Genomic DNA, 26,314 nt, shown 5'->3' with positions numbered 1-26,314 from the left:
CTTGAGTCTTTGCCTTGCGGACTTCGTATTTGTACAACTAGAATTTAGTCTGACTCATCTTGCACCATTTTTAAAACCGATCGCCTGTTCTAGATCACATAATTATTAGACTTTAGCAGCTAATACGCTTCTAGCAATATCACAATCTGCCTGAATTTGAGTTTTGAGAGCATCCAGAGAAGCGAATTTTTGTTCGGGTCGCAAAAACTCTACCAAACTCGCGCTCAAGGTTTGACCGTACAAATCCCCAGACCAATCTAACAGGTGAACTTCCACAGTGGGTTGCAGGCCGTCTACCGTCGGGCGACAGCCAACATTCATCACCCCATTGACAAAAGATAAAGTTGGTGCTATGCCGGGGATTAGAGATTTGGCATTTTCCGGCTGATAGGAAGAACTTCCATCTTCCATCTTTTCCCCTCCCTGCTTCACCGAGACTCGCACCGCGTACACGCCAAAACGTGGCAAAAATTTTTCCGGCGGCAGTTCGATATTAGCAGTAGGAAATCCGATCGTCCTACCCAGCCGCTGTCCCCCAACCACAGTTCCGACTAAACTGTAAGGTCGCCCCAGCAACTGATTCGCTCTTCTGAGGTCGCCGGATGCCAGACCTTCGCGGATTGCAGAACTGCTGATCCGATCGCCCTCACCGCAATTGTGCAGGGGTACAAGAGCAACATCAATACCGTAACCCGACGCGATCGACTGCAAATCCACAGCCGTCCCAGCGCGTCCCCGCCCAAACCGAAAATCAACCCCCACACTAATTCGACTCGCTTTTAGTTGTCGCACCAAAATTTCCTCGACAAACTCACAAGCAGTCAAAGCCGCCAATTCTCGATCGAACGGCAGCAGCACAAGTTGCTCGACGCCCATTGCTGCGAGCAATTCTACCTTTTCTGCCAGAGGCGTCAGCAGTTTTTTCGGTTGACCCGTAAAAAATTCTTGCGGGTGGGGATCGAATGTCACCACAGTGCCGTAAAGCCGATCGACCCCATCAGAATCGCGACCAGAGAGGCTGTTGCCCTCTGCTTTGGGGGCTATCAAACTATCGAAATTATGGCTGCTGCCGGCTCGATCGGGCGGTGCTGCTGAGTCGTTGTAGCAGGTCGCCGGAGGTTCGCTTTCCAAATTTTCATCTCTGCCCGCGTTGGAGCGCAAGTTTGGCCCCGACGCAAGAATCGTCGCAGAATTTTGCTCAGGCGATCGATTTAAAATTGGCTGCACGACTTGTCGATGCCCTAGGTGCAAACCATCAAAGTTTCCCAAGGCAACAGAAGTTGGAGTCAGAGCAGCGGTACAAGAAGAAGTTACCCACACGCTTAAAATTTTGACATACTTAGTGCGATCGCCAGTCGATGTTAGATTTTAGATTTTAGATTTTAGAATTGACTTCACAGATAAATCTGGAAGCTTGAACTTTGGTCTAAACTTTTTGGTTTTCCACGACAGAAGCACGTGGCACGGTATCCGTCTTTGAGTGAGGTCAGCCCTCGCTTAAATGTCAGATTTCACCGATCGAGATTTCAGAACCATCTGACAAGCTCAAATCCATCAGACATGAACTTGAGGCGCTTGCACCGAGGCTTCAGACAAATCGTTATCAGGAGGCAGCAATTGTAACGACAAACCTTCCCGCGCCATCAAACTGTTCGGGAACCTTTGAGCCACTTGTTCTCCCACCCTGTCTAAAAACTCGTCATTGTGCAGCGGATCGTGGTGAAAAATCACCAACTTTTTGACATTAGCAGCCTTTGCTACCTTCACCGCTTCCTGCCAAGTCGAATGTCCCCAGCCGACCTTGCTGCTCTTCTCGGCATAATACTCCTCATCGGTATAAGTAGCGTCGTAGATCAGCACCTCAGCATCCTGAGCCAAATGCAGCACATTTTCGTCTAAACGATCGGGAAAATGTTCGGTATCAGTCACGTAAGCAGCCGCATACCCCCGCCAGTTGACGCGGTAGCCTATAGCTTCCCCAGGATGGTTCAGCAAAGCAGTTTCCACCTTAATCTCTCCGATTTCCAGCGGTTTGCCCACTTCTATATCGTTAAATTTCAGGTCTGCCCCCATAATTTGCAGGGGTACCGGAAAATTGGGGTGCAGCATCTGGTCATGGAGGCGCTGCTGGATAGTAGCCTGATTAGGAGCAATAGCCCCATAGATGTGAAAGCAGTTCCCAGGAATAAAAGCTGGGACAAAAAATGGGAATCCTTGAATGTGATCCCAGTGAGAGTGAGTAAAAAACATATGAGCTTTTACGGGCATCTGGGACAGGAGAGTTTGTCCCAAAACCCGCAATCCAGTACCGCCATCGAAAATTAGGCGACTGTCACCCACTCGCATTTCTACACAGGGCGTGTTGCCCCCGTAACGTACTGTTTCTGCCCCGGGAGACGCTATGCTACCTCTAACGCCCCAGAAGTGAACCGTGAATTGGTTTTGCATACTAGACATGAGTTTTCTTGCAAGATTGTTCCGGCGAGTTGGCGAGTTATCGATAAGGTGTTTACATATTACTAAGGGCTTTACCATCAAACCCAAGTTCTTTGACGGTCGAGTTCCCCACTTGTTGGAAGTGCCAAGAGTCTCGCTCATCGCGAGAATGCAAAACTGTTGGGCTTGACAACTGAGCAATAAATTACAAGGTAGACTAATGAAGTCTCGATCGTAACTATTCTTTTCGTCTCTTCACTAGCCTAACCTCCGCAGACACACTTTGGGGCAGTAGTTCTGTATTAGTTTGGTCAAAAGCCGCTGTTTTTCCAGCCTCCGCACTTGGCGAACACGATCGCGCGGTCGGTTGTTTGCCTTGCTGCTTTACGGGTTAGAACGCGGATGATGGGCTTCCTGCTATTTAGTCAGGTCGATCAACCATAATATGCAGGTGTCGGGACTTTTTTGCGCCGATATCTGGCTGATATTGCCGATCGGGCGTAAAGGCGCCTCTACAAGAATGACGGTTAATTTACCCGACTGGAGATGCTCCGGCCATTTAACCGCTGCCCATGAGCATCAGGGAGTCGTTTTTACCCGAACCCGGTTTAATTAACTCAACTCCCATTAATTCAAAAATCTTAGCAGTTTAGGAATGCTCCTGCTATTAATTATCCGCCAATACTGTCTGGATTCTCGGCCCGCCCTGCGCGCTGCGGTTCGTCCCGCAAGCGGTCAAGCTGAACCCAGCCTCATCTGACACCGGGGTAGCAGCGAGAGTCCGGGCCTGCTGGCAAAAGGCTAAATTTTCGTCGTGCATTTCTTGGCGGACGAATTGAATCACTCAAAATTCCCCTATTTTCGGAAATTAAAAAATTTCGATTTTTTGCCATCATGCCAACTCCGAGCGCCATTCTGTCTCCAGAGTGATGCAGAAATATTCGCTGTTAACCTCTCGTGATTTTCTCAAAAATCTTCAATTGCTCTATTTTTGGTAAGGATTTCTCGGAATTCAGCGCAGTTGCGGTACTCGCCACGGGGTTGAATTTCCGGTATCATAGAAACTTAGAGTCTTATTTGCCGAGAATCTAAATCAGTGCTAAGAAAGCCTGGATAACTTTAAGTTATTTTTCAAAAAAGTCAGTATGAATCAAGTTAAAAAAACTACAACCAAGCTGAATAGATCGCCTGTGAAAGTGTCCGATCGCACTTTGGAACTCGGTAATCTTCCGTTGAGCGACCTGTCTTTAGAAATAACTGATGGTCAAGCTTTGAGAGAATTTAGTTTGGACGATCGCCCGCCGGCAACCCCAACAGCCACAGGCCGGACTGTCGAAACAAGACGCCAGAGGGTAAATGGCAAGACCTCCTGGGCCCGATCGCCTGTGGTTTCTACTGCGTTTCTCAAGTGGCTGCTAGAGAGTTTGACTCGATCAAAAGGTTGGCTGGGAGTTGTCACCCTGGCAGCAGTTTGGGGGTGGTGGAACAGTCAGTTACTTTTTTCCACAGGCCTGGGGATAGCAGCGATGATGCTGGTTTACCGAGGGCAGTCGTGGGACTGGCAATTGCTGCGGGCAAAAGGCGAGCAATTTTGGGAGGGCCCGAACCGTCGGTTCGTTTTAGCCGTCGGCACCGGCGGCATTGCTACCTTGGGCGCTTACATGAGTTTGGCGATTTGGGCGGACTCAAGCAGCCACTGGATGGCTTTGAGCGTGATTTTGCAGAATTTGGGCACGATCGCGATTGCAGGGCTGTTGCTGCGGCAAGGGTTGAGTCTGGGGGCCGCAAAAGATGAAGTGGCGCTCGATCGCATTCTGGCGGATTTGACTGATGCTGACCCCGTGAAGCGTTTGATTGCAGTGCGGCAAATGACCGATTTGGTGAATCAGGGTGGGTTTGGCCCTGTGAGTTCCGTCAAAAGTTCGATCGCCCGTTCCCGCGCTGCCGAGTGCTTTCGCCTGATGCTGAGTCGGGAACCAGAAGCTGTAGTCCGCAATGCCCTTCTCGAAGGTTTGCAGACTTGGGACGCTACTTATGGCTTTGTTGCTTCGGACAAATTATCTAAACTTATCTAAAGCTATTTTTAGATCGTCCGAGTTTACTTCCTACGCTATTGAGTGGAACGTAGTGGAAAGAGTCGGCTATCCCTGGCTGCCGAGGGTTCCCAGTTCAAAATATTAACGCTTGCATTCCAATTGCGATCGATATATCTACCACAAGCAGGACAATCATAAGTCCGAAGACGAGCGTGGCATATTTTTTTTATTCCCACAATTCGATCAAGTTTTAGAACTAGGGTACCATTGGTCTACTAGGATTAAATTTGCTCCATACATTTGGCATTTGTAATCGAGTTGACGCTTGAACTCGTAAAACCCAAGATCGGATATTGCCCCGCCCGTTTGTGATTAGCCATCATCCCTTTTATATTCAAGTCTTCTATTTTGATGAGCTTGAAAGTCTTGGCTAAGTAAATTGTTAACTTGTGCAAGAAATCTTGACGAATACAAGCTATTTGTGTGTGAATTAGGCTAATTTTATTGTAGGTTTTGCGCTGGTTATTGGAGCCTTTTACCTGCTTTGACGCTTGACGTTGTAAAGTAGCAAGTTTGGTTTTCGCACTGCCTATCAACGGTTTTGGTGCGGCGTTGCTGATTCACGGTAGGAATTACCTTTTCGCTTGAAGTTACAAAACTCACCCTGCGAGGGCTGATCGCAATTGGGACATCTTTAATTCATAGTTAATGCCTAGGTCGATTCCCACGGATGCCTGAGATTGCTGAACTGGTAAACGTTCTGCATCAACACACAATGAAATAAACCAACGACTGCCTTATTTTGAAAGAGTAAAAGTTTGAGACACGTAACCACATTCTAGTGGCACACGCCAAGCCGAAACGTTCCCAATGTAGGAATCTTAATGGTGTTAAGCTGTTGTGGCATTTAAATTGTATGTCAAAAAAATTTAAAGTCTTGTGGGGAGTAGGGGTTGGGCGTCCCGCCCGCCCTGAATATACAATTTAAATGCGCGACAGCTTACCACCTTTTAGAAGAACTTTTGGGCTAGATGAGTCAACTGTAAAAGATTGACTATTCCGGCGACTGGCGAAGTTTGGATGACCTGCTTTCCCGGAACGATACCGAGTAAACGCATCTTTCCAGTCAATCAAAGCGTTTTGGTAGACTCCGCTAGACAACCGATTCATCCAAGCGAATTCAGGTTGCTTCTTGACGTGGTTGGTGAGAACTTTTTTGACTTCATTTATCACCTTCGAGTCCGAAAGCTTGCCCTCACTATATATTTGAGTTCGCAAGCTTAACCCGAAATTAAACACAACCCGCCTTCATCCTGCGTGTTTTGCCATCAAAGTCGCTTCGTTGTTATTCAATTTTAGCGATCGTTTGACGGCAAACATAGTTAAACTTACTTGGAATTCTTTACTTGGTGAAGTATATGGGACTCTGAACAAGGATCTATATCCTCTACAATATTCTTAACTTTTGCTTGATATTTCCGTAACCCGTAGATGCGGGAAGAAAAGCAGTCGATAATCGAGAGTAAATCTTGAGTCAATTCTTCATGCGGTGAAAGGGTTTCGGCGTTGGCGACGATAATCGTTCCGCCATTCCACTGTAGAATTTGCTCGACCAATTCAAATCCAAATCGGCAGAGTCGATCTTTGTGAGCCACGTATAGCATCTTGACTTCGCCCTGTATTGCCCATTGTATGATTTGCAGGAATTTGGGACGATTGAAGTTCAGTCCTCCCCCAATCTCTTGAATGGAGTCCGTGATGGAGACACCTTGGGCCAAGCAAAATTGTTCCATAGCCTGTGTCTGGCGAAGTAACTCTGGTTTTTGTGCAGTGGATGAGACGCGGCAGTAGACGATAACTCGGTTTGGTGTTTTACCTGTTTTCAGATTTCGGGCGATACTCAGGTGACTTTCTGTATAAAGACGCTGGTTGCCTAGTGTCCTATTGGGGACTAACTTGCCTTCACTTTCCCAACGCCGTAAGGTAGAAGACGAAACTCCAACTAACTTTCCAAATTCTGCCACTTTCCACATAAAACTTCTTCTTAAGGATTAACTATGGATAAGTTTAGCGAACTATTTGGCAATTTAGTTCAAATCTAAAATCCAAACATTAAGTCATCGACTATTAGCTGACCGTCAAAAGCGTAAAAACTAATTCGATGAATATTCGGAGCTTTTACGCGCAGGGGAGCCCTAGGGGCGATCGGAGAATTAGACCCGACCAGATTGGGCGCCGGCATTTCATCCTGAACAATTGGGTTGCCGTCAATGTCACAAGCTGATAAAACAGTTCGTCGCGAACTGGTGACAAGTCCTGACACCCAGCGAACTGGATACTTAAAAGTTACTTCTATCAGTCCGCTTTTGGGGGCGCCCATTAACACTGTTGCCCCAGAACCCGTGAAAAATGCTGGGTTTGAAGGTTGGATGGCGACGGCATTGCTAAAAGTCACCCCCCAATGTGCAAACTGGTGTTCTACTACTTCAAAGCATTTCAAGTCTTCTAAAGCTACGCGGACGATCGCAGGTACTGTGGCACGCGATCGCACCTCTGACCCTGCGCCTGAGCGTTCTGGAGTGGCGACAACAGACTTTTTGCCGTTTAAATCCATGCTTCGACAGGCTGTGTCAAATTCTGCAAACCCGTCCGATTGAAGACTTTTCGCATCAACCATAAAACCCTCGCGATCCCTTTTTCTGAGCAGTTGCATTTTAGTAGACCTCCCTGAGATTAGTTGTTTCTTCTGTTTTGGAATTGATAACGGCGAGGTCAGTGATTGCCAAACCTGCAATTAGGAATCGAAACCCCATTGCCCGCCCTCCAACAAAGACTTTCGACCTCAAAAGCCACTGCTCCGCAAAATATCGTGATTAATGATTTGTGATTGGCGAGCGTCGGCAAACCTGCCGCCTGCCTGAAAGCCAGTTCTAATAGTCCTCCTTTCCGAGCGCCTGCTTTCCCAGTTAGCGAACAGACTCTATTTTGTTGAGGGGTCTTACCCATCATTTTGCTATTATCTCCCATCAGCGGTAGTTTGCAAGGGTAAGGATAACTACACAGCCGAATTGCCCAAATCGCAAAACTTACTTGCTGTCTGTAGTTTCACGCTTCACCTGTACTAAAATAGATTTAAATCATTACTCAATCTTTACAAAAACGCCACCAGCTTTGCAAGTTTTTTAAACAAAGACGGGGCGACGGAAAAGAATCTAAAATATAACAGCGATTAAGGTTAGTTTATGCTTGTACCCCTCGGCTTCGGTCAGCGATCAATAGTTACTTCTCTCGGCAGAATGGTTTACTACACTGCTGAAAAAATGCCTTGGATGGGGTTGCCGACCTCAACTTCGGAAAATAAGCCGAACTTAGTATTTTTTCACGGTTTTGGCGGCGGGTCGAGTGCCTACGAATGGTCGAAAGTTTATCCGGCTTTTGCGACAGAATATCGAATTTTAGCACCTGATTTAATCGGTTGGGGGCGATCGGAACATCCGGCAAGAAATTATCAGGTTGAAGATTATATCACAACTTTGATCGAATTTCTCGAAAAAACTTGCGGCAGTCCGACAGAGGTGATTGCTTCTTCGCTAACAGGGGCGATCGCGATTCGAGCTGCGATCGCACGGCCGGATCTTTTCAAATCTCTGATTTTGACCATACCCAGCGGTTTGTCGGACTTCGGACAAGATTACGGCAGCAGTTTCTTCGCTAAGCTAGTCAACACGCCGATTTTAGATCGCTTGCTCTACAGTACCGGAATCGCCACAGACGGCGGCATCCGTAGCTTCCTAGAACAACGCCAATTTGCCGATTCGCGTCGCGTTTACCAAGAAATTGTTGATGCTTACCTCCAATCTGCTTTGGAACCAAATGCAGAATATGCCGCCCTGTCTTTTGTGCGGGGAGATTTGTGCTTTGATTTGTCGCTGTACATCACTCAGCTAACAAGGCCGACAGCGATTATTTGGGGAGAAAAATCGCAGTTTACCGGGCCCGATATCGGCCAGCGGTTGGCAAATCTCAACCCCGAAGCAATCAAAGTTTTTCAACCTCTGGAAAACGTAGGTTTGACTCCGCAGTTAGAAATTCCCGCTGTCACGATTGGCTTAATTCGGCAATACTTAAAATTGCTTTCGGAAGGGTGAAAAAGTTCGGCAACGGATTTTTAAATGGATGTAACGGATGGAGGAAAAAGGAAGAAGGAAGTTCGGCAACGGATTTTTTAACGGATGTAACGGATGGAGGAAGAGGCAACAAGGAAGATTAATTACCCATTACCCATTAGTCCTTACCCATTACTAAGGACTAATGACTAATGACTACTGACTACTGACTACTAATTATTCTTTTACTCGCACGTCGATAACGCTGGCGTTGAAAATGTACTTGTTGCCTTCAAGCTCTAGCGTAGTGCCAATTTTGACTTTCGTATTACCTAAAACAGGGCCATTTTCAGTAAGTTGACCTTTTCCCTCTAAGGTAAACATCATATTTTTGCTGAAAGCTTCTTCTTCTCTGGGATCGGGGAGAGCTTTCAGAGTGCCGTTGGGCTGAGGAACTGCTAGGGTTCTGGTGAGAGTTTTGACCGATTTGATGGTAATCTGACCGGAGGGTTGATTGCGGATTACCACATTGATTTTATCACCTGGTTTGAACAAATCTTGAACGTTTGTTCCTTTGAGACCGATCGCAATTGCATCAATTTCTACAGGTTTGACACTGGTGCCGACTTGGGCGACGGAACCGCCAGAAGTGCCGGGAAAGAAAAAGATTCCGACTGCAACTAGCAGTACGATCAGAGCGGCAGCTACGTCTAGAATACTGAGTTTGCCGAATAGCCGGCCTTGAGAATCCAAAATTTTCATAATCGCCTATTATACTGATAGCGACAGGAGTATGTTTACAAGCTCAGGACTTACGCAGACATCGATGAAAAACAGATGGTGCTATTGCTGAGCTACCGCTGGCAATGACATACTTTATTGATGCGTAAGTCCTGAAGCTAAAAGATATTACCACAACGATCGCCCAAAATCCGCATGACTGGGGCACTTAACCCAGAAGGCAGTTAACGGCGGTTGGTTAGCCTTGGCTGGATCGCCCAGAAGCTGGTGGCGACGTTAAAAATTGACAAAAAGCTAGAATAGCAACTAAGCAGCCTCAAATTACGTCTGCCTATTTAGTGACTTTTCGAGTTTTTCCTACAATTTTATCTAACTTCTGGCACCTATCACTCATGTTAAAAAATTTTTGGTTGACTTGCCGGCGTACTTGCGGCCGGGGGATTTATCTGTTTCTGTCCCTGATTGTGGCTGCGGGTATCGGGGTGGTTTCCCCGGAACCGACTCAAGCATTTTCTTTGCCTGAACTGATTTTTCGGGGCATTCAAGTTATTCAATTGTCGAATATGTCCGATCGCCAAGAGGTGACTATTGGCCGACAAATTAATCAGCAGTTGACAAGCAGCGAGTTTAAGATTGACCGAGATCGCGACACTACAGAATATATCAACCGCATCGGTCAACGACTCGCTCAAGAAAGCACTCGCCCAAATATTCCTTATACTTTTCAAGTGATTGACGACGACACGATTAATGCTTTTGCAACTATGGGCGGTTTTGTTTATGTGAATAAAGGTTTGATGACGGCGGCGGACAATGAGGCAGAATTGGCAAGTGTAATCGCCCACGAAATCGCTCACATTAATGCTCGCCACGCGATTAAACAAATGCGTCAAATGGCCATAGCTTCAGGCGTAGCTTCGGCGACAGGGCTCGATCGATCTCAGGCGGTTCAGATTGGGGTGGAATTGGCTTTGCGGCGCCCCCACAGTCGCCAAGCTGAGTATGAAGCGGATCAGTTGGGATTGCAAACTATGGGGCGAGCGGGCTACGCTCAATCTGGGATGGTTGATTTTATGAAAAAGTTGCTCAATAAGCCTTCTCCTCCGAGCATTTTGAGCACTCACCCGGCAACTGGCGATCGCATTGCTGCTATTTCGCAGGCTATAGATCCAGATCTTGCTAGCGGTGAAGGTTTGGATAATGAGAATTACAGGCTAGAAATCCGCAGACTTTTAGGTTCGTAGAAATGTAAATCAGTCAGGCACTCTCTTATTTTCTCTTCTCTTCTCTTCTCTTTTCTTACTTCGCGATCTAGCGCTAACGCGCCGCTTCGCTAACGCGTCTTCGCGGTTCGTTAAAAAATAAATCCAGTTACTAGGGTAAGTCAGCAGCAAATTAATTTCGATTTAATAGATCGGACTTAAGCTGACATACCCTACAACTAAAACTTGATTTAACACTCCTGTGGAACAACAGAATCGATCGCAGGTTCCGGGGGTGCAATCGGCTGCGGCTTCAATTGCCTGACAACTTCGTCAAACGGCAAAATTCGGACTTGATGGTTAAATACATTTACTTGATAAACTCTGCGGTAGCTGAGGTCAAATCCTGTCAGCCAGCCGCTTTTGGGATGATAAGCACCCGTGTCAATATCCAACCACCCTTCGCCCCTGACTAATTCGCCCGGTCTCACCCCATGAAAGGTAAAGGTGATCGTGTGACCTGTGATAATTAATTTATTGGGAAAATAGGGTTTCGACATGGTGTGAAATTCCCTGCGAATCCAACAAAGTTGTTCGATCGACTGTTCATCGATCGACAGATGGGGGTCAACGCCCGCGTGAACCAGCCAGATGTCCCCTAAGTCCCGGTACGTAGGGAGCGATCGCAGCCACTCTAAGTGTTTGTACGGCATCATCCCTGTATCTCTGTAGCTTGCTACTGTCGCATCGCCGCCGCTGTAGAGCCAAGATTGCCACGCTCGCATATCCATCGGCACCCCTGACAAAGCCTCCAGCATCAGTTGTTCGTGGTTGCCCAACAGAGTTTGGTAGGGGCTTTGCTGCACAAAATCTAATACCTGAGCGCTTTTGGGACCACGATCAATTAAGTCTCCCAAAAAATAGACGCGATCATTCGAGCTGGGGGCAAGTGCCTCTAGCAGGGTCATTAAGCCGTCGTAATGCCCGTGTACGTCCCCGATAACAATGCGCCGGTGCTCCATTGTGTTTATCCGCTTCCCTGACTCAAAAGCCCCATCTCTAGCTTATAGCATCTGATTTTGCTGTTATTTGCCTCCCCTCTTTTACGGTGGAGGGGTGTCACCCATTATACTGCTTTTTATAAAGATTCTGTAAAGCTCACCAGTAGCTGTTTGCCTAGCTACTGATAGAAAAACAGGCAAGCTGTTAATTTTGCTTCTGCAACTGCTGTTACTGAGGCAAAGCTTTGAGTTATTTCACCGAAAAACGAGCGAGAAGCCCCGGGCTACCGACATCGGGAGGAAAGTGGCTGCGACTTCAGTCGCCTCGAATCAAAATCCATATGAATAACCGTCTTTTTTATGAATTGGTTTGCAATATTTATGACTAATCCCTGCTACTCTTCCCATCGTGGTGGCGATATCAAACGAGCCGGATGCACGGCATAGAACTCGTCCCGTGTAAGAGCCGATTTTCTTGCCGGCGGTGACGGTCGCACTGATAATATCACCAGTTTGAAAACCTTGATGAATTTGCTTTCTTGATTTATGACGAATTGGGAAGCCAAACTTATCTGTACCGCACATTTGTCGGGTTCCATGTCCGGCTGCCTTGATTAGCAGCGGTTGAGAAGTCAGCACCTTCAATTCTTCGACTTTGCTTACACACGCTGCATCTAACCAGTGGCATTTAGGCAGTTGTAAACGAGTCCGATTAAACTTCGTTTGACCGCCAGAACCCGTGGTCACAGGAAGTTCCGTTTTTTTGAGCCGATTGAGCAATGCCCAACGTGTCGAGTTGACCGCAGCAGCATCTTTAAGAGAGCGTTTTCTTTGTGCTTGGATACGTTTGAGAACATCAGATTTCTGGGATAGAAATTGCTCAATTTCTTGAGTATCTTTCTTTTTGTTGCAAGAATCGCAAGCCAGACAAAGATTCGAGATACGATTCGTCCCGCCTTTAGCTTTAGGGTGAATATGTTCAACCTGTAATGGTGTATTTGTAACACCACAATAAGCACAGTTTCTATCCCATTTCTCAAGAAGATATTCGCGAATTTCGTAACCCAAAAGTGTGCCTTGTTGGTATTCAATACCTGAGATTTCAGGGTTTTCAAGTTGTTGTAAATCAAATCGCACAAGTTCTTGAGCTATTGACCCAATCGGCGCAAGTTTGATTAGTTTGTTGACCCAGGTAAGTGTGGTTTCGACCCGATGTTGCAGACTGGGTGCTAGCCAACCTTGAGGGCGGGTGCGATTCAAGAATCTTGGTTGACGATAACGAGTGTGCCGATTGCGCCGTCCCCTCCGCAGTTGACGGCGTGAGAGTAGAGCATCTTTAATTGCCTGACCTCTATGAGTTAGTTCTGCTGCCCAAATGACTTGTGCGCCCTTCAATATGGCAAAACCTGTCACCCTGGAGCCAGGATCGATCTTGATCTTTAAATTGGGTAAGGTTGGATCATCCTGGTATTCTTTAAGTATCAGAGTGAAAGGAAACTTACGGTAAACCGCCGCTTGTTTTTGCTTCAGAAGTCGCCGTGCAAAGCCGGGATGAACTGGTGCTAGCGGTTGTTTCTTGGCATCTATTACAAAAACAAAATTAGACATTTTAAGTCCTCCATTGCTGGGTAAAGTTCGCTTCGAGAATGTTTTCTGAGCTTGTTATGCCAAAAGCACTGGTTTAACCCCGTTAAGCCTGTTTAACTTTTGGCGATAGAGCGGAAAACTAGCGTCGTATTCTCCGGTATCATGACTCGAAAAACGTAGGTCTAATCCTGTCTCTGGTAAGGTTCGGGCTTTCTCCTTGAACCGCTCGGCAAGAGTCGGACTTCTTGAAAGCCCCTAGCTTTAGCTATGGGGTTCCTTACTGAGTCAAAGCTTTGAGGAATGTCTGGAGTTCTGCCAAAAAACCTTTCTTTTTTAGAGGTTTTGCAGGTGTGGTGGAGTCAGGATCGTCGGTTCCGAGAGCTTTGGCTAAAATCCGCTCTAAGTCGTCTCCGACAGGTTTTTGGGCGGTTTCAGAAATTAGTTGGTATTCGTCGTTTGTTTCCAGCCACACTTGCCACGATTGGGGGTAGCAGCGGAATAAAGCAGCAGTGTCTAGGGGTCTGATGTAGTAGCAGGATTCAATTTTGCTGAGGAATCGATCGCGCAATTGTCGGCCCGCATAGCCTATACCTATGGTGGCAACATCTTCCAGGCGCGGGTTGAGTAGAATTACTGGGCGACCGGCCGCAGCTATATAAATTTTTTCAACTTGGGCCACTTCTACGGCTGCTGGATTGATCAAAATGAAAAGTTGATCTTCCGGTGATATTTTATCTTCAACAGGGGTGCGACTGCTACCCAAATCAGTGACTTTAAACGGTGTTTCTCCCCAGTCGCGGCGCGCGAGGGCTGCCGCACCAGTGTCGGGAAAAAAGACTTTTACTCCGGGGTAGATTTCCTCAAATTCTGGGAGAAATTGTAGGGTGATAGACTGTGCTTGCAGGGCGATTTCTGGAAATACTAATTCGACTTGCAGTAGATTTTTGCCGTCCGAGAGGGCAGCGGCGGTGGCAATGCGGGATTGGGCGATCGCCTCGTTGAGATCCTTGGGCAGTTCTGTCATTAATCTTATTGTTTTTACTCGACTTCTCTCAATCTAATTTTACCTGAGATATTGCACCATTCTCAATTACCTGTTTAGGAACAGGCTTTTCGGCCTGTTCCACAATAAAATTCACTCTTTGTGGAACAGGACGAAAAGCCTGTTCTTGAGAATGGTACAAGATGTAAGTTTGACCGCACTAAGCAACAAAAGCTAACACCGATACGGGCGAACCGGAACCTCCCACAAGGCGCAATATTCCGATAACTAAAGTGATGTCAGCCGCAGGTAACAAGTCGAGATTTGCTAGATTTTCCAGCACTATTCGCTGCTTTTCCAATACCAATTTGTTAACCGCAAAACTTTCATCTCGCCCGGTATCGACTCCGTGGGTGTCGGTTCCAACTCCGGCGATCGAGCGTTCATCTAGCAAAAATTGAGTGGCTGCTTTCCCAAATCCGGGAAAGTGGCAAATTCCGCGCTCGTCTCGGTTAAAAAATGCTCCCTGATTATCCCATTTTTCTTGCCAGCCAGTATACAATAAAACTAGATTTCCCGGTTCTATAAGTTTGTGCTGCCGTTCCCAAGTCAATATATCATCAATTGTTAAAGTGTAGTCGGGATTGGCAAGACTTTGCTCTCGGATGTCGATCGCAATTGCCGGCACAACTAGCGACTGCGGGGAATAACTATCAATGCTGGCGCCTCCTACATAAAAGCTGTTGGGTGCGTTGATGTGAGTGCCGCTGTGTTCTCCCATCGAGAATTTTCGCAGGAAATACCCGTCTGTTTCTATTTGAGCTACTGTGGCAATTTCTGTCGATGGATCTCCTGGCCAAATGGGAATATTGGGGTGAATTGAATGGGTTAAGTCTACAATTTTGCTGTAGGCGATCGTTTTTAAGTTATTTGAGTTTAAGTTGTTTGTCATCAGGTTAAATATATCTATTATTTATTAAAAACAGTTGAGTTTTTGACACTCGGCGAGCTCAATATAAAATATAAAATCTAAAATCTAAAATTCGATTAGTCGATCGAGCGTTGCTTCCATCACATCCTTTGTTTGCCCGGAAACAGTATACACCAAAGCTTCTCGATAAACTCTCCCGGCTGGGTGTACCGCACCGTTAGCAGCACCGCTAGAAACTGCAACCGCAGCGTGCCCGCAACGCACGGCTAAATCAATGGCTTGAGCTCGCAGCGCTAATTGTTCTGCTTTCGAGCTATGTTGAGATTGTTGGAAATTCTCTGTTAGCCGATCGAGCTTTTGCTCTAGTTTTTGGCAAGCTGTCGTTATAAAAGGTGAATTCTTAGCCGCCGCCGCTGCTGCAATTACATCCAATCCCGCTCGAATACAGCCAAAAGTACCCGGAACAAAATTCAGTATATTTTTGCTGTCGTTTTCCGAAATCCAGCCGACAGGTTTAACTGAAATTATTTCCGATTCATGCAGCAACCAATTATCGAGAGTGGCTGTCACAGTATTAGTCGAGTTCATAGCGATTAACTGCATGATTTCGCTACAAGCTATTTTACCGTATTCGCGTTCAATTTTGGCAAAAGGCACTAAACCGAAAACAGCGCGTTCGTCAGGAATTACCGCAGCTACAATAAACTTTTGAAACAATCCAAAACCTGTTACCCAAGGAACTTTTCCTGACAGTAAATAGCCCGCTTTTGTGGGAGTTGCGGTGACAGCCGGATCGCCCGATCGCCTTAAATGCGAAAACCCAATACCCAAGCGTAACTCTTTTTGGGCGATCGCGGGCAAGTATCTGCTTTTTAGCATTTCATTGTCGCTGTTGGCAAGCATCGCAGTTGCGCTGTGGTGCTGAGTTTGCAGGAAAGACAAAGCGCCGGAATATCGAGCCGTCAATTCCTGATATTGGTAAAAAATCTCCGGTGCAACTTCGGCACCGCCCCATTTTTGGGGAACTCGCAATGCTAAGAGCGATCGATCTTCCAATCCCGCAACTGCTGTTTTTAGCGCTTCCGAGTCGCTGTCGATAATTTCCGCGTGGGGTGCAACGCACTCTTGTAAGTAAGTTTTTGTGCTGTTGAGAATTTCTTGCGAATCCATTTTTTATAATTATTTTATAGTGAGTTTCACCTTATTTGGGATAGTTTCACTTCCCACGGATAGGGATCTATAAAAACCCAGTTACTACGATTTTTGCGACAACTCACGAAAAATCTACGAAGCAACCGCATTTATGAGGTAATTTTATAGTAATTTTTATTCAAAATTGTGTGGGGCGGAAATCTAATTTCGCCCCAAAACTAAATTATTTCCACACTTTCCAAGGAGCCTTCCCTTCATCCCAAAGTTCGTTTAAATACTTGTACTCTCGAAAAGTATCCATCGCAAAGAAGAAGCCCTCATGACGGTAAGCCATCAACTGTCCATCTGCCGCCAAACGCTGCATCGGCTCTTGTTCTAAAATACAATCATCTCCCCCCAAATACTCAAATACCCGGCGGTTAAATATCATATATCCAACACTGATCCAGCCGTCGATTTGAGGTTTTTCAGTAAATTGAACTACGCGGCTATCGCTGTCTACCTCCAAAATTCCAAAGCGAGAAATCGGGCGAAATGTAGTGACAGTTGCCAGCTTCCCGTGAGATTTGTGAAAATCCATCAAGGCGTCAATATCGACATCAGCTACTCCATCGCCGTATGTCACCATGAAATTCTCGCGATCGATATATTTTTCGATCCGTTTTACCCGCCCTCCTGTCATGCTTGCGGCGCCAGTTTCAGCTAGTGTCACTTTAAAATCTTGTTCGAGATGTTCCTCGTGATAAGTGATGGTATGTTGGCGTCCCAGACAGATAGTAAAGTCATTGTTCATGGCTTCATAATTTAGGAAATATTCTTTAATCATGTTGCCGCGATAGCCCAAGCACACAATAAAGTTTTGGAAACCGTAGTGTGCATAGATCTTCATGATGTGCCAAATAATTGGATGCCCCCCCACCTCAACTAAGGGTTTGGGACGAAATTCTGTTTCTTCTCGGAGACGAGTACCGAGACCGCCAGCTAGGATAACTACTTGCATTTTGTCACATTTTTAAAGATGATAAATTAATTTATCATCAATCATCAGGGATTTTTTCAAAGAATTATTAACATTTTCTCATAGTGAGTGAAGCTTTGTAAACCGCCGAAATCACGAACTCTTATAAATAATTCTAGGGTGCGCGCGACCGCACCGTGTATTTGAATGCTGCGCGCAATTTATAACTAACAGTAGGGTGGGTACTGCGGACAGTATATTTGAATACAGCGCAATTTCTAACTTAGGAATGGTAGATTAGGAAATAGACAAAAAAAGCCAACACATATACTAAATATAAGGAAGAGATTCAACAGAAATGAAAAATCAACTCGATCGCCTAAAAAAGTTTTTAGGTATCCTCTGTGCGATCGCCTCAATAATTATATTATTCCAATCGGCTATACCTGGTGTTTACGCCACGGTTGTTGTACCGGAAGGATCAACTATACCACAAACCACCCTAGCTTTTGTGCCCAACATACCGGGCGGCGGATTAGACTTTCACGAATCAGCAGGAGGACACACTTTAGAAAGACACGTTGGCAAAACAGAAGCAGAACTAGCACAGCGACTCGCAAGCGAAACGAGAATTTCTGCAGCATCTTCTTTTACTGACCGTTCCGTCGCTGAAGCGGCTATTGGAGAAGCAATGAACAGAAATCAAAGTGCGATCGACTCTTGGGTGAAAAGTCGAGGCAATCGTTATACGATCGACTACAACGCCAACAGAATAATTGGCATTACTCTGCGTCGCCGCGCATCCAAAGCAACTTCAACATCTCGCCTGAGAATCGTCCTCCAGCGCAGCGCCAAATTACCTCCCGGATACTTTATTCTCACAGCTTATCCCCAATGATCAATCCATTTCCTCATTTAACCCAATTTTTCAGTTCCTACTTTCACCAAGACTGGCCATTAGAAGCTGACACTCCCAGCGATGTAGTGAACAACTACCGCAGCAGCGAACCGCCCGCAAGTGTTGAAGCTGCATCGCAAGAACTCAGCAAACTGCTAGAAATGCCGATCGCCCCACCCGATTTAGAAGCATTAATCCTTGATGAATTAGGGTGTTACTACGACCCACAATCCGAAAATCAAACAGTCCGAGAGTGGTTGGAATCGGTGCAAAAATCTTTGAATAATCCTAGATAAAATCTATATATTTGTAGGGACACGGCACTGCCGTGCCCCACAATTTGTCTATATATTTGTAAGGACACGGCAGTGCCCAAAGCGTGTCAACTTAAGCTTTTCGTCCGCTAGTCCTCGCGCCTACCCGCCAGTCCGCCAGGGAATGAATTCCCTGTCTAATAGCCAAAGTCCTCTAAAAGAGGACTGAATAATTCATTAGTCCTCTTTTAGAGGACTTCAGCTTTGAGGCAGGGGTTTCAACCCCTGTCGGACTATCGGTTTAACGTTAAGTTGACACAAATGGGCGCCGTCGTGTCCCTACAAGTTGTCCACAATTTAATAGGATAGCTAGCTCACTTGCTAACCGTCAATAAGTAGCCTTCGTGGACGTTGAAATTAGGGATAACATAAGCCAAGCTGCCGCTACCCACCGACAAACTTTCTTCTTTAACGGTGACAAGCTTTGGCACTGATCCTTCTTGATTGTTGGGAATTTTTTCTAATTTGAGAGTGATTTTCTGACCTCTTTGAATACCTAGCTGCTCCAAATTGCCGAGGGTTAATGTTACCGTTGTTGCTGACGAAAAATTGGGATCGAAATAACCTAAAAGTATCTGTGCTTTACCTTCAGGATTTGACTTGCTGGCTAAAGCGACAAGGCGATTGTTATTTGACCAACTCCGCACCCGCGAATTAACTCCGTCAGCATAAGCTTTGTAAGTCCACCAAGCGGCTCTCGGCTCAAAAGTATTAGGCGTGACCATCCCACTCAGCGTATTGTTGAAGCAATTGCTAACTTTATTTGGCCCTTTACTCTCCCAACAAGCTCTGCAAGCACCGTCAGCTTTTGCATACTCTAAGTTATACAAATAACCTAAGATTTCTCCCGGCTGGTACTGCGCTAAGTTCCCGACAATTTCGTTGACGTAAATTTTTTGCAATTTCAGTTCCTTGTAAGAGGGACTTTGCTGAAAATTGCGTTTAGCCTCAATTACGTGATCGTCAATAAATAAAATCATCGTGTCGTTAAGTTCGTGCCATGAGAGGAAGTTTACTTCAAGTTTGTTAGCCTTGCAGTAATCCAAAAAAGCGGCGAGATATTCTTTGCTGTAGCGGCCGAGGCTTGGCCCGCCAATCATTGCTGACGGCCCCAATTCTTCCCGCAAGATTTTGTAAGCTCTTTTGTAAGTTTCAAAGAATTGTTCTCTGCTTCCGTTCCAAAATGGATCTTTCCAATCTGGTTCATTCCATACATCCCAAATAATTTTTTTGCCTTTATTTTGCTGTGCTAACTGTCGGATGAATGCTTCCCACGCGGGGTAGTTTTGATAGGGCCAGCCATTGGGATTGCTACCGTAGCCCCACAAGTCGCTGACTACTAACTGAAACTCGGCTCCGCTGGCGATTACTCGATCGTAAATATCGAGTCTCCCCGCCCGCCAAAGTTTGGGCTGCAAGGGTTTTATCGAGCTATCCGGCGGTTTGGCAGTGTCGATTCCGTGCAGGATGCCACTCATGGAAATTGTACCGGTGGCTGGCTGTCCAAAATCTACTGTAACGTTCGATCGCAGTTGGGCGATCGCTCTTGGCTGTCCCAAATAGGCTATTAACAGAACAGTGACAATAGCTAAACCAATTGGCAGCAGTTTATTAATACGTGGGAACTTGAATGTAAATTGCATATCTTTTCTTTGGTTGATGTTTGTGGAATGGGGATATTGCCCGTTCCTAAGAATGCTGCAAGAGCTCTATTTTAACGAACAGATGAAAACACTTCAAAACCCTGTATTAATCCTATCACTTGTTGCCACGATCGGGAGTTAATCAGCTCGTTGGCATCGAACGGAACTCCTTTCTCCGCAGCAAAAATACCAAAATTTTTCACCCAATCAAAGATAGTTTCTGTGGTAAAATAAGGTGTGCAGGCCCAAGCAGATTGCAAATTATTCACCATCGCGGACATATCTCCCCGCTCGTAAGCTTCCCAAGCTTTCCACACTAAATAATAGTATTTCAGCAGGCTATCCACTTGCTGTACCTGCTTTTTGAGTTTCGGACTAATAGAGAAACTATCGCTCTCATCGTCACTTACCAATGCCTGCTCAATTATTTCTTCATATTCCCGAAGCATCCGTTCTTCTTTGAATAGTTCTTGGGCTCGCGCTTTGCACGATTGTCCTGCAAGCCTGCGCGCTTCGGGATTTTCTGCCCATATTTCGACCGTTTCTACCAACTCTTTTACTGTTCCTGCTGGATCGATTGTAGGATCGGGCAGTAACTTTCCCGTGTCTCCCAATTCTTCGGGAATACCGCTGACTGCTGTGGCAATTACGGGCAATCCTTTCGCCATTGCTTCCATAATTGCTAGTGGCATTCCCTCTGCTTCGGAAGATAAAATAAAGATGTCGCTGGCGTCGAGCCAATCGGCAATATCCCAGCGCTGTCCTAAGAATTTAACCTGTTCTTCTACTCCCAATTTGCTCACAGTTGCTCTTAATTCAGGTTCCAGATTGTCGTGAGTAGTAGACCCAGGCCCGGCCCAAACAAAGTAAATTTGCGGCCAAATTGGACGATTTTTCAATTGGGTGATCGCCTGCAATTGATACTGATATCCTTTAATTGGAGTCAACCTCGCCGCCGTAAAACAAACGACAGCATTTTCTGGGATTCCTTGTTCTTGACGCAGGCGTTGGCGAGTAGAAAGATTCGGTGGCTCAAAATAACTATTTGGTCGGCCATAATAGATTACTTTTCCTCGTTCTAGACGTGCTTTAAATAGACTTTGGAACAAGTTTAAATTCTCGTGGGAAACTGCTACTGCTGCTTTGGCTACCATGTACTGGTAGGCAACTGCATCGAAATATGGAATTTGATCGCCGCGATCGAAGGTCTCATAATTGCGATTGATATAACCCAGACTGATTATGTACGGTATATTTTGCTCGATCGCAACTTGTTTTGCTGCAAAGTTAGCCATCGGCCAGCCGTCACTAAATATAATTAAATCTGGTCGAGCTTGGGCGTAAATCTTTTGAGCATCATCTAAATTGTAAGCTATTCGCAAAAACTCTTTCATCGTGTCGAACTCTAGCCAAAGATGTTCGATACCTAGTTGTTTTTGTTCGGTAATTAAAGGATTAGAAGCTTGACTTTGAACGCTGGTTACTCGGTAGCCATCCGCAGCTAATTTACACATCAGCGAGTGGTTAAACTGAGCCAAACCGCCGACTCCTGAGTCTTCTGTGTACAGGAGTACGTGCTTTGTCTGCTGCCGAGAAATCGAACTGGCGGTCGATTGGAACTGATAAGGATTGTTCGCTGCGATCGCCACTATGTCTTGCCATTCCTGTAAATTGGTTAAGGCATAGGCATCAAAGTTGTAGCCGTACTGTTCTGAAACCCCCTTAAAAGTTTCCAGCCAATTAAAAACAGTTTCAGTACCTGTCAAATGAGTGTAATACAGAGATTTTTCCAGACATTCGACCATTGCTGGCAAATATCCGTCGCGGTACATCCGCCATGCTATCCATACGAAACACTTGTAACGTTCCACGCGTTTCAAGTCACGGATGTGCTGAGGCAAATCTGGCCGAGCAAAAAATTGCTCCATCAAAATTTCGGTATTTTTCATTAATTTGGAGCCGTTAGACATGATATTGCTGTCGTGCTGACGATAGCAGGTTAATATCTCTTTTAACCAAACTGACTTGCAGCCTTTTAAACCTAAACGTAGCACAAAATCTAAATCTTCGGTTGGCGGCAAGCGATGATCGAAACCGCCCAAGCGTTCCCACCACTCTCGCCGCAGCATCATTGCGCTGGGACGCACGGATTTGTAGAAAACAAAGGCTTCTAAATCTAATTTTGGTTCTTCTTCCCAAGGCTTGACTCCATAGATGCCTTCGTCGTTTTTGCCAACGATAACCCAACCTGTTTGCACCATATCTAATGTGGGGTCAGCGTCAAAGCAAGCTACTTGTTTTTCTAGTTTTTCAGGTAAGAAGAAGTCGTCAGCATCTAGAAAAGCTAAAAATTCCCCTTGTGCTAACTTGCAAGCATGATTTCGAGCAATTGCTGCTCCTTGGTTATCTTGATAGATGTATTGAATTAAATCGAGGTAAGGTGATAAAACTTGGCGAGTGTTGTCAGTTGAGCCGTCGTCTACGACGATAATTTCCCAGTTTTGATAAGTCTGGTTCAGAACACTTTCTAAGGCTCTGACAATGTAGCGCTCGCAGTTGTAAGCCGGGATAATGACACTGACGCGCACTTTTTTTTGAGTCATAATAGTAGTCATTAACTGTTTCCATTCTGGTAATTGTCTGAGAGAAATGGCATCAATGTTGCAACCGTAGGTCTTAGCAATTTCAGTAATGCGCTTTACCCAATCTGCTATAGTTGCTGTCAGGGAGTACGGGGTATAATCTAAAGATTTTTGCAAATAGTCAGTCATTTCTGCCGGATAGCCGCTGTAGTAAAGTTGCCACGCCATCCATGTCAGAGCTTCATACAACGCCTGATTTTCTAATTGGCGGATGTCCTCTGGCAAGTCGGCTCGACTGAAGAAATTTTGCTTTAATTTAATACAAAGGTTGGCCTGTTTTAGCGCTCTCTGGATGGACACATTTTGCCCGTGCTGGCGGTAGCATACTGTCACTTGAGGCAACCAAGCAGCTTCGCAACCAGATAGTGCTAAACGCAAGATTAAGTCGGCATCATCTACTGAATCATACTGAGAATCAAAGCCACCAACTCGTTCCAGCCACTGCCGCGAAAACATCATGGCGCTGGGAAGTAGGGGCATATAAACAATCCAGGTTTTTAAGTCTAGCTGAGGCAAGTATTCCCAGGGTGTTACATCGAAAATACTTTCGCCTTGCTCTTTAACCATTCGCCAGCCACTATTCACAATTCCTAGTGATGGCTGAGCGTCAAATAACGCAATTTGTCCAGCCAACTTATCTGACAGTAAAAAGTCATCTTGATCTAAAAAAGCAATTAATTCACTTCGGGATTCCTGAATTCCTCGGTTGCGGGCGGCGGCTACTCCTTGGTTTTCCTGATAAATATAGCGAATTTTGTCAAAATAAGGCTGCAATGCTTGGGGGGTGTCGTCGGTTGAGCCGTCGTCTACGACGATAATTTCCCAGTTTTTATAGGTTTGGCTGATGACGCTTTCTACCGCTTGCGCGATGTAGCGATCGCCATTATATGCTGGAATAATTACACTTACTCGCGGTGTCGGATTTGCCATTGACATGAATTTTATCGCTGATAAGGAAGGGTTCGGGAAAGGATTCTGAAACGGATGTAACGGATGTAACAGAGGTCAGGCAGAATGCAGATGCAATTCTACTGCTGACAGCAATCCGAATTTAAAAGGTAAATCGGGTATTTTAGCGTGCATAAAATACAGATTCAATACCCTGTACTTCCTCGACTAATTGTTGCCATTCTGCTGAATTAATTAGAGAGTATGTATCTAATTTATGCCCTTGAGCTGACGAAAAATTGCCAAAATATTCTACCCAGTTTAATAGCGTTTCTGTACTCAAGAAAGGTGTGTACTTCAAAGAGTTTTGAAGCGACTTCTGCATTCCGCTTAGATCTTTTTGACAGTAAGCCTGCCAAGCATTCCATACTAAAGAGCTGTAGTTGACCAGGCTTTCTATTTTCGCCATTGACCTCTGCACCTTTTTTTGAGTAACAAATGGATCTGTTTGGCGATCATCGCAAACTAAAGCTTTTTCGATCGCCTCCATCGACTCTGCCAACATCCGTTCCTCTTTAAACACTTTCTCGGCCCGCTGCTTGCAAGCTTGACCGATTTGATGTCGCAATTCTGGATTCATTGCCCAAGATTCTACAGTTTGCGCCAATTTCCTTGCGGTTCCCTCTGGATCGGTATTCGGATCGGGCAACAATTTCCCAGTATCGCCAAGCCCTTCAGGAATGCCGCCCACAGCCGTTGCAACTACCGGCAATCCCTTAGCCATCGCTTCCATAACTGCAAGAGAAGGCGCTGCATCTGCCAGAGAAGTCAAAATGAATATGTCGCTAGCATCCAGCCAATCTAGGATATCCCAGCGCTGTCCGATCAACTTTATGCGATCGCTCACCCCTAACTCTTTAATAGTTTCCCTCAATTCTATTTCTACATTGTCAGCGCTTCCCTCACCAGTTCCTGCCCACACAAAATACAGTTTAGACCACACCGGAGACTGCTGCAACTGCTTGATGGCTTCAATCTGATATCGATGCCCTTTAATCGATGCCAATCGAGCCGATGTGAAACAGACAATCGCATCTTCAGGAATGTTTATTTCTTGTCGCAGGCGTTGACGAGCCGCAGCATTAGGAGGTGCAAAATATTTGGGAGAACGCCCCAAGTAAATCACTTGTCCTCGCTCTTTTGGCAACTTGAAATCTTGGCATAATAAATTCAAATGTTCGTAAGCGCCAACAATCAAGGCTCTAGCTTGCAGGCAGTGGTAGAGCACTCCTTCTACATAAGGCACTACATCCCCGCAGGCAAAAGTTGCGTGTTCTGGCATAACTAATCCCATCACCATCATGTATGGTATTCCCATTTCAATAACTACCTGTTTAGCTGCAAAATTGGAAAATGGCCAACCATCGCTAAAAATAATCATATCCGGTTGATTGCTAGCAAAAAGCTCTCGTGCATCCTGAGTATTTCTTAACACCCGCTGTAAATCTTTATGACCGCTAAAATCCAGCCACAAGTGTTCTATACCTAACTCTCTTTCTCGCTCCAGCAAGGGGCTAGAATGTTTGGTTTGCACGCAAGTGACTCGATAGCCTAATAAGGCTAACTGACAAAGAATGGCATGATTGTACTGTGCTAATCCTCCCACTCCCGGATCGTCCGTGTTGTAGAGTAAAATGTGCGCTTGCGCTTTTGAATGTGTGGGAATATAACTCTGTTGAGATTGGGGTGGATTAGTCATCACCATCATAATAATCTCTTGCCATTCCGCTAACTTACTCAGCGAATAAGCGTCAAAATTTTCACCATATTCTTCCGAAGCCATCTGAAAACTTTCTAGCCAATTCAAAACTGTTTTTGTGGGCGAAAAAGGCGTATATTGCAATGACTCTTCTAAACACTGTGCCATCTCTGCTAGATGACCGTCGCGATACATCCGCCATGCCAGCCACTTTAAGCATTGATAGCGTTCCGGGTTTTGTAACTGCCGGATTGACTGAGGTAAATCGGGTCGAGCGAAGAATTTTTTCATCACAATTTCTATATTCTTCATTACGCGAAAACCGATTGACATGAGATTAGAATTGTGCTGGCGATAACAGGTAAGTGTTTCTTCTAACCAAACTGCTTTGCACCCCTTTAAAGCTAAACGCAAGGCAAAGTCTAAATCTTCTGCTAGTGGAAACTTAGCATCGAAACCGTCCAATTTTTCCCACCACTTTCGGTGCAGCATCATCGCACTCGGTCGCACGCATTTATAGAGAATAAAGCTTTCTAAATCTAATTTAGACGCTTGCTGCCAAGGCTTGACAGCAGAAATCTCTCGCCCGGTTTCATCGACGATCAGCCAACCTGTTTGCACCATATCTAAGGTGGGGTCAGCGTCAAAGCAAGCTAGTTGTTTCTCTAGCTTGGATGGTAGGAAATAGTCATCGGCATCTAGAAATGCCAAAAACTCGCCTTGCGCTAGTTGGCAAGCAATATTTCGGGCGGCTGCTACTCCTTGATTTTCCTGGTATATGTAGCGAATTCTGTCAAAATAAGGCTGCAATACTTGCTGCGTGCGATCTGTGGAACCATCGTCTACAACTATAATCTCCAAATTAGTAAAAGTTTGACCTAGGGTGCTTTCCACCGCTTGTACGATGTAGCGATCGCCATTATATACAGGTATAATTACGCTGATTAGCGGTGTTGGATTGACTGGTGACATTATTTAGCTCGCTGTTAACCTATTAATGTCTAGTTTATATTAATCTCGCGGAAATTCAGAACGATT

Annotated in this window: 24 protein-coding genes; 5 read left to right on the top strand and 19 right to left on the bottom strand. The window is 45.6% G+C overall.

Annotated elements, in window-relative coordinates; all coding sequences use genetic code 11:
* Positions 1-105: 105 nt before the first annotated feature.
* The 3 genes from QUA07_RS01690 to QUA07_RS01680 form a co-directional block, all read right to left on the bottom strand.
* Positions 106-1,320: a bifunctional riboflavin kinase/FAD synthetase gene (locus QUA07_RS01690; protein WP_333322014.1), complete on the bottom strand. Its 1,215-nt coding sequence runs from the start codon at positions 1,318-1,320 to the stop codon at positions 106-108.
* Positions 1,321-1,554: 234 nt separating this feature from the next.
* A complete protein-coding gene (locus tag QUA07_RS01685) occupies positions 1,555-2,457 on the bottom strand; it encodes an MBL fold metallo-hydrolase (protein WP_333085160.1) in 903 nt (300 codons plus the stop codon).
* 646 nt (positions 2,458-3,103) lie between these two features.
* Positions 3,104-3,280 (bottom strand): hypothetical protein, encoded by a 177-nt coding sequence (locus QUA07_RS01680; protein WP_333322011.1) that lies wholly within the window; start codon positions 3,278-3,280, stop codon positions 3,104-3,106.
* A gap of 301 nt (positions 3,281-3,581) precedes the next feature.
* On the opposite strand from QUA07_RS01680, the gene QUA07_RS01675 reads away from it, so the two are divergent.
* Positions 3,582-4,511: a hypothetical protein gene (locus tag QUA07_RS01675; RefSeq protein WP_333085162.1), complete on the top strand. Its 930-nt coding sequence runs from the start codon at positions 3,582-3,584 to the stop codon at positions 4,509-4,511.
* Between the two features lie 35 nt (positions 4,512-4,546).
* Here QUA07_RS01675 and QUA07_RS01670 read toward each other — a convergent pair whose 3' ends face one another.
* From QUA07_RS01670 to QUA07_RS01645, 6 genes are all read right to left on the bottom strand, one after another.
* On the bottom strand, positions 4,547-4,708 hold the full coding sequence (locus tag QUA07_RS01670; protein WP_333085163.1) for a zinc ribbon domain-containing protein: 162 nt from the start codon (positions 4,706-4,708) through the stop codon (positions 4,547-4,549).
* Positions 4,709-4,715: 7 nt separating this feature from the next.
* Complete coding sequence (locus QUA07_RS01665; protein WP_333322245.1) at positions 4,716-4,772, bottom strand: hypothetical protein; 57 nt, start codon at positions 4,770-4,772, stop codon at positions 4,716-4,718.
* The gene (locus QUA07_RS01660; RefSeq protein WP_333322008.1) at positions 4,754-5,068 is read right to left on the bottom strand and encodes a transposase; all 315 of its coding nucleotides are present in this window, start codon (positions 5,066-5,068) and stop codon (positions 4,754-4,756) included. The genes QUA07_RS01665 and QUA07_RS01660 overlap by 19 nt, the downstream gene beginning before the upstream one ends.
* Positions 5,069-5,456: 388 nt before the next feature.
* Complete coding sequence (locus tag QUA07_RS01655) at positions 5,457-5,705, bottom strand: hypothetical protein (protein WP_333322006.1); 249 nt, start codon at positions 5,703-5,705, stop codon at positions 5,457-5,459.
* 155 nt (positions 5,706-5,860) lie between these two features.
* Complete coding sequence (locus QUA07_RS01650; protein ID WP_333322004.1) at positions 5,861-6,505, bottom strand: IS607 family transposase; 645 nt, start codon at positions 6,503-6,505, stop codon at positions 5,861-5,863.
* Positions 6,506-6,570: 65 nt separating this feature from the next.
* Positions 6,571-7,185, bottom strand: coding sequence for a hypothetical protein (locus tag QUA07_RS01645; protein ID WP_333322002.1), 615 nt, complete (start codon positions 7,183-7,185; stop codon positions 6,571-6,573).
* A gap of 529 nt (positions 7,186-7,714) precedes the next feature.
* Here QUA07_RS01645 and QUA07_RS01640 point away from each other — a divergent pair.
* Positions 7,715-8,620, top strand: a complete 906-nt coding sequence (locus tag QUA07_RS01640; protein ID WP_333322000.1) for an alpha/beta hydrolase — start codon at positions 7,715-7,717, stop codon at positions 8,618-8,620.
* Positions 8,621-8,815: 195 nt separating this feature from the next.
* Here the strand turns inward: QUA07_RS01640 and QUA07_RS01635 are convergent, their stop codons facing one another.
* The gene (locus tag QUA07_RS01635; RefSeq protein ID WP_333042459.1) at positions 8,816-9,340 is read right to left on the bottom strand and encodes a DUF4330 domain-containing protein; all 525 of its coding nucleotides are present in this window, start codon (positions 9,338-9,340) and stop codon (positions 8,816-8,818) included.
* 371 nt (positions 9,341-9,711) lie between these two features.
* Here QUA07_RS01635 and QUA07_RS01630 point away from each other — a divergent pair, with 371 nt between their 5' ends.
* Complete coding sequence (locus QUA07_RS01630) at positions 9,712-10,563, top strand: M48 family metallopeptidase (protein ID WP_333321996.1); 852 nt, start codon at positions 9,712-9,714, stop codon at positions 10,561-10,563.
* A 209-nt stretch (positions 10,564-10,772) separates the two neighbouring features.
* Here the strand turns inward: QUA07_RS01630 and QUA07_RS01625 are convergent, their stop codons facing one another.
* The 6 genes from QUA07_RS01625 to rfbF all read right to left on the bottom strand — a co-directional run bounded on the left by QUA07_RS01625 (position 10,773) and on the right by rfbF (position 17,174).
* Positions 10,773-11,543, bottom strand: a complete 771-nt coding sequence (locus QUA07_RS01625; RefSeq protein WP_333321994.1) for a metallophosphoesterase family protein — start codon at positions 11,541-11,543, stop codon at positions 10,773-10,775.
* A 309-nt stretch (positions 11,544-11,852) separates the two neighbouring features.
* Positions 11,853-13,130 carry an RNA-guided endonuclease IscB gene (iscB, locus tag QUA07_RS01620; RefSeq protein WP_333321991.1) on the bottom strand — a complete coding sequence of 426 codons (1,278 nt, stop codon included), beginning with the start codon at positions 13,128-13,130 and terminating at the stop codon, positions 11,853-11,855.
* A gap of 256 nt (positions 13,131-13,386) precedes the next feature.
* A complete protein-coding gene (locus QUA07_RS01615) occupies positions 13,387-14,133 on the bottom strand; it encodes a DUF1995 family protein (RefSeq protein ID WP_333321989.1) in 747 nt (248 codons plus the stop codon).
* A 178-nt stretch (positions 14,134-14,311) separates the two neighbouring features.
* Positions 14,312-15,043 carry a cyclase family protein gene (locus QUA07_RS01610; protein ID WP_333321987.1) on the bottom strand — a complete coding sequence of 244 codons (732 nt, stop codon included), beginning with the start codon at positions 15,041-15,043 and terminating at the stop codon, positions 14,312-14,314.
* Between the two features lie 84 nt (positions 15,044-15,127).
* Positions 15,128-16,192 carry an acyl-CoA dehydrogenase family protein gene (locus tag QUA07_RS01605; RefSeq protein WP_333321985.1) on the bottom strand — a complete coding sequence of 355 codons (1,065 nt, stop codon included), beginning with the start codon at positions 16,190-16,192 and terminating at the stop codon, positions 15,128-15,130.
* A gap of 205 nt (positions 16,193-16,397) precedes the next feature.
* Entirely contained in the window at positions 16,398-17,174 is a 777-nt protein-coding gene (rfbF, locus tag QUA07_RS01600; RefSeq protein ID WP_333085176.1) for a glucose-1-phosphate cytidylyltransferase, read from the bottom strand.
* A gap of 316 nt (positions 17,175-17,490) precedes the next feature.
* On the opposite strand from rfbF, the gene QUA07_RS01595 reads away from it, so the two are divergent.
* Positions 17,491-18,030 carry an RNase A-like domain-containing protein gene (locus QUA07_RS01595; RefSeq protein WP_333321983.1) on the top strand — a complete coding sequence of 180 codons (540 nt, stop codon included), beginning with the start codon at positions 17,491-17,493 and terminating at the stop codon, positions 18,028-18,030.
* Positions 18,027-18,326, top strand: coding sequence for a contact-dependent growth inhibition system immunity protein (locus tag QUA07_RS01590; protein WP_333321981.1), 300 nt, complete (start codon positions 18,027-18,029; stop codon positions 18,324-18,326). The genes QUA07_RS01595 and QUA07_RS01590 overlap by 4 nt, the downstream gene beginning before the upstream one ends.
* Before the next feature lie 332 nt (positions 18,327-18,658).
* On the opposite strand, the gene QUA07_RS01585 is transcribed toward QUA07_RS01590, so the two are convergent.
* The 3 genes from QUA07_RS01585 to QUA07_RS01575 all read right to left on the bottom strand — a co-directional run bounded on the left by QUA07_RS01585 (position 18,659) and on the right by QUA07_RS01575 (position 26,248).
* Positions 18,659-19,987: a GH39 family glycosyl hydrolase gene (locus QUA07_RS01585; RefSeq protein WP_333321978.1), complete on the bottom strand. Its 1,329-nt coding sequence runs from the start codon at positions 19,985-19,987 to the stop codon at positions 18,659-18,661.
* 71 nt (positions 19,988-20,058) lie between these two features.
* Entirely contained in the window at positions 20,059-23,565 is a 3,507-nt protein-coding gene (locus QUA07_RS01580; RefSeq protein WP_333321976.1) for a glycosyltransferase, read from the bottom strand.
* A gap of 136 nt (positions 23,566-23,701) precedes the next feature.
* A complete protein-coding gene (locus QUA07_RS01575; RefSeq protein WP_333321974.1) occupies positions 23,702-26,248 on the bottom strand; it encodes a glycosyltransferase in 2,547 nt (848 codons plus the stop codon).
* Positions 26,249-26,314 lie beyond the last annotated feature (66 nt).

Origin of the sequence: Microcoleus sp. T3_A4, from assembly GCF_036700465.1 — a bacterium.
Lineage (GTDB): Bacteria > Cyanobacteriota > Cyanobacteriia > Cyanobacteriales > Microcoleaceae > Microcoleus.
This window is presented reverse-complemented; position numbering and strand designations above follow the sequence as displayed.

Bases quoted from the DNA above. Each gene is read 5' to 3' on its own strand.
- QUA07_RS01685 (WP_333085160.1), bottom strand. From the start codon at position 2,457: ATGTCTAGTATGCAAAACCAATTCACGGTTCACTTCTGGGGCGTTAGA.
- QUA07_RS01675 (WP_333085162.1), top strand. From the start codon at position 3,582: ATGAATCAAGTTAAAAAAACTACAACCAAGCTGAATAGATCGCCTGTG.
- QUA07_RS01650 (WP_333322004.1), bottom strand. From the start codon at position 6,505: ATGTGGAAAGTGGCAGAATTTGGAAAGTTAGTTGGAGTTTCGTCTTCT.
- QUA07_RS01645 (WP_333322002.1), bottom strand. From the start codon at position 7,185: ATGCAACTGCTCAGAAAAAGGGATCGCGAGGGTTTTATGGTTGATGCG.
- QUA07_RS01640 (WP_333322000.1), top strand. From the start codon at position 7,715: ATGCTTGTACCCCTCGGCTTCGGTCAGCGATCAATAGTTACTTCTCTC.
- QUA07_RS01635 (WP_333042459.1), bottom strand. From the start codon at position 9,340: ATGAAAATTTTGGATTCTCAAGGCCGGCTATTCGGCAAACTCAGTATT.
- QUA07_RS01630 (WP_333321996.1), top strand. From the start codon at position 9,712: ATGTTAAAAAATTTTTGGTTGACTTGCCGGCGTACTTGCGGCCGGGGG.
- QUA07_RS01625 (WP_333321994.1), bottom strand. From the start codon at position 11,543: ATGGAGCACCGGCGCATTGTTATCGGGGACGTACACGGGCATTACGAC.
- iscB (WP_333321991.1), bottom strand. From the start codon at position 13,130: ATGTCTAATTTTGTTTTTGTAATAGATGCCAAGAAACAACCGCTAGCA.
- QUA07_RS01615 (WP_333321989.1), bottom strand. From the start codon at position 14,133: ATGACAGAACTGCCCAAGGATCTCAACGAGGCGATCGCCCAATCCCGC.
- QUA07_RS01610 (WP_333321987.1), bottom strand. From the start codon at position 15,043: ATGACAAACAACTTAAACTCAAATAACTTAAAAACGATCGCCTACAGC.
- QUA07_RS01605 (WP_333321985.1), bottom strand. From the start codon at position 16,192: ATGGATTCGCAAGAAATTCTCAACAGCACAAAAACTTACTTACAAGAG.
- rfbF (WP_333085176.1), bottom strand. From the start codon at position 17,174: ATGCAAGTAGTTATCCTAGCTGGCGGTCTCGGTACTCGTCTCCGAGAA.
- QUA07_RS01595 (WP_333321983.1), top strand. From the start codon at position 17,491: ATGAAAAATCAACTCGATCGCCTAAAAAAGTTTTTAGGTATCCTCTGT.
- QUA07_RS01590 (WP_333321981.1), top strand. From the start codon at position 18,027: ATGATCAATCCATTTCCTCATTTAACCCAATTTTTCAGTTCCTACTTT.
- QUA07_RS01585 (WP_333321978.1), bottom strand. From the start codon at position 19,987: ATGCAATTTACATTCAAGTTCCCACGTATTAATAAACTGCTGCCAATT.
- QUA07_RS01580 (WP_333321976.1), bottom strand. From the start codon at position 23,565: ATGTCAATGGCAAATCCGACACCGCGAGTAAGTGTAATTATTCCAGCA.
- QUA07_RS01575 (WP_333321974.1), bottom strand. From the start codon at position 26,248: ATGTCACCAGTCAATCCAACACCGCTAATCAGCGTAATTATACCTGTA.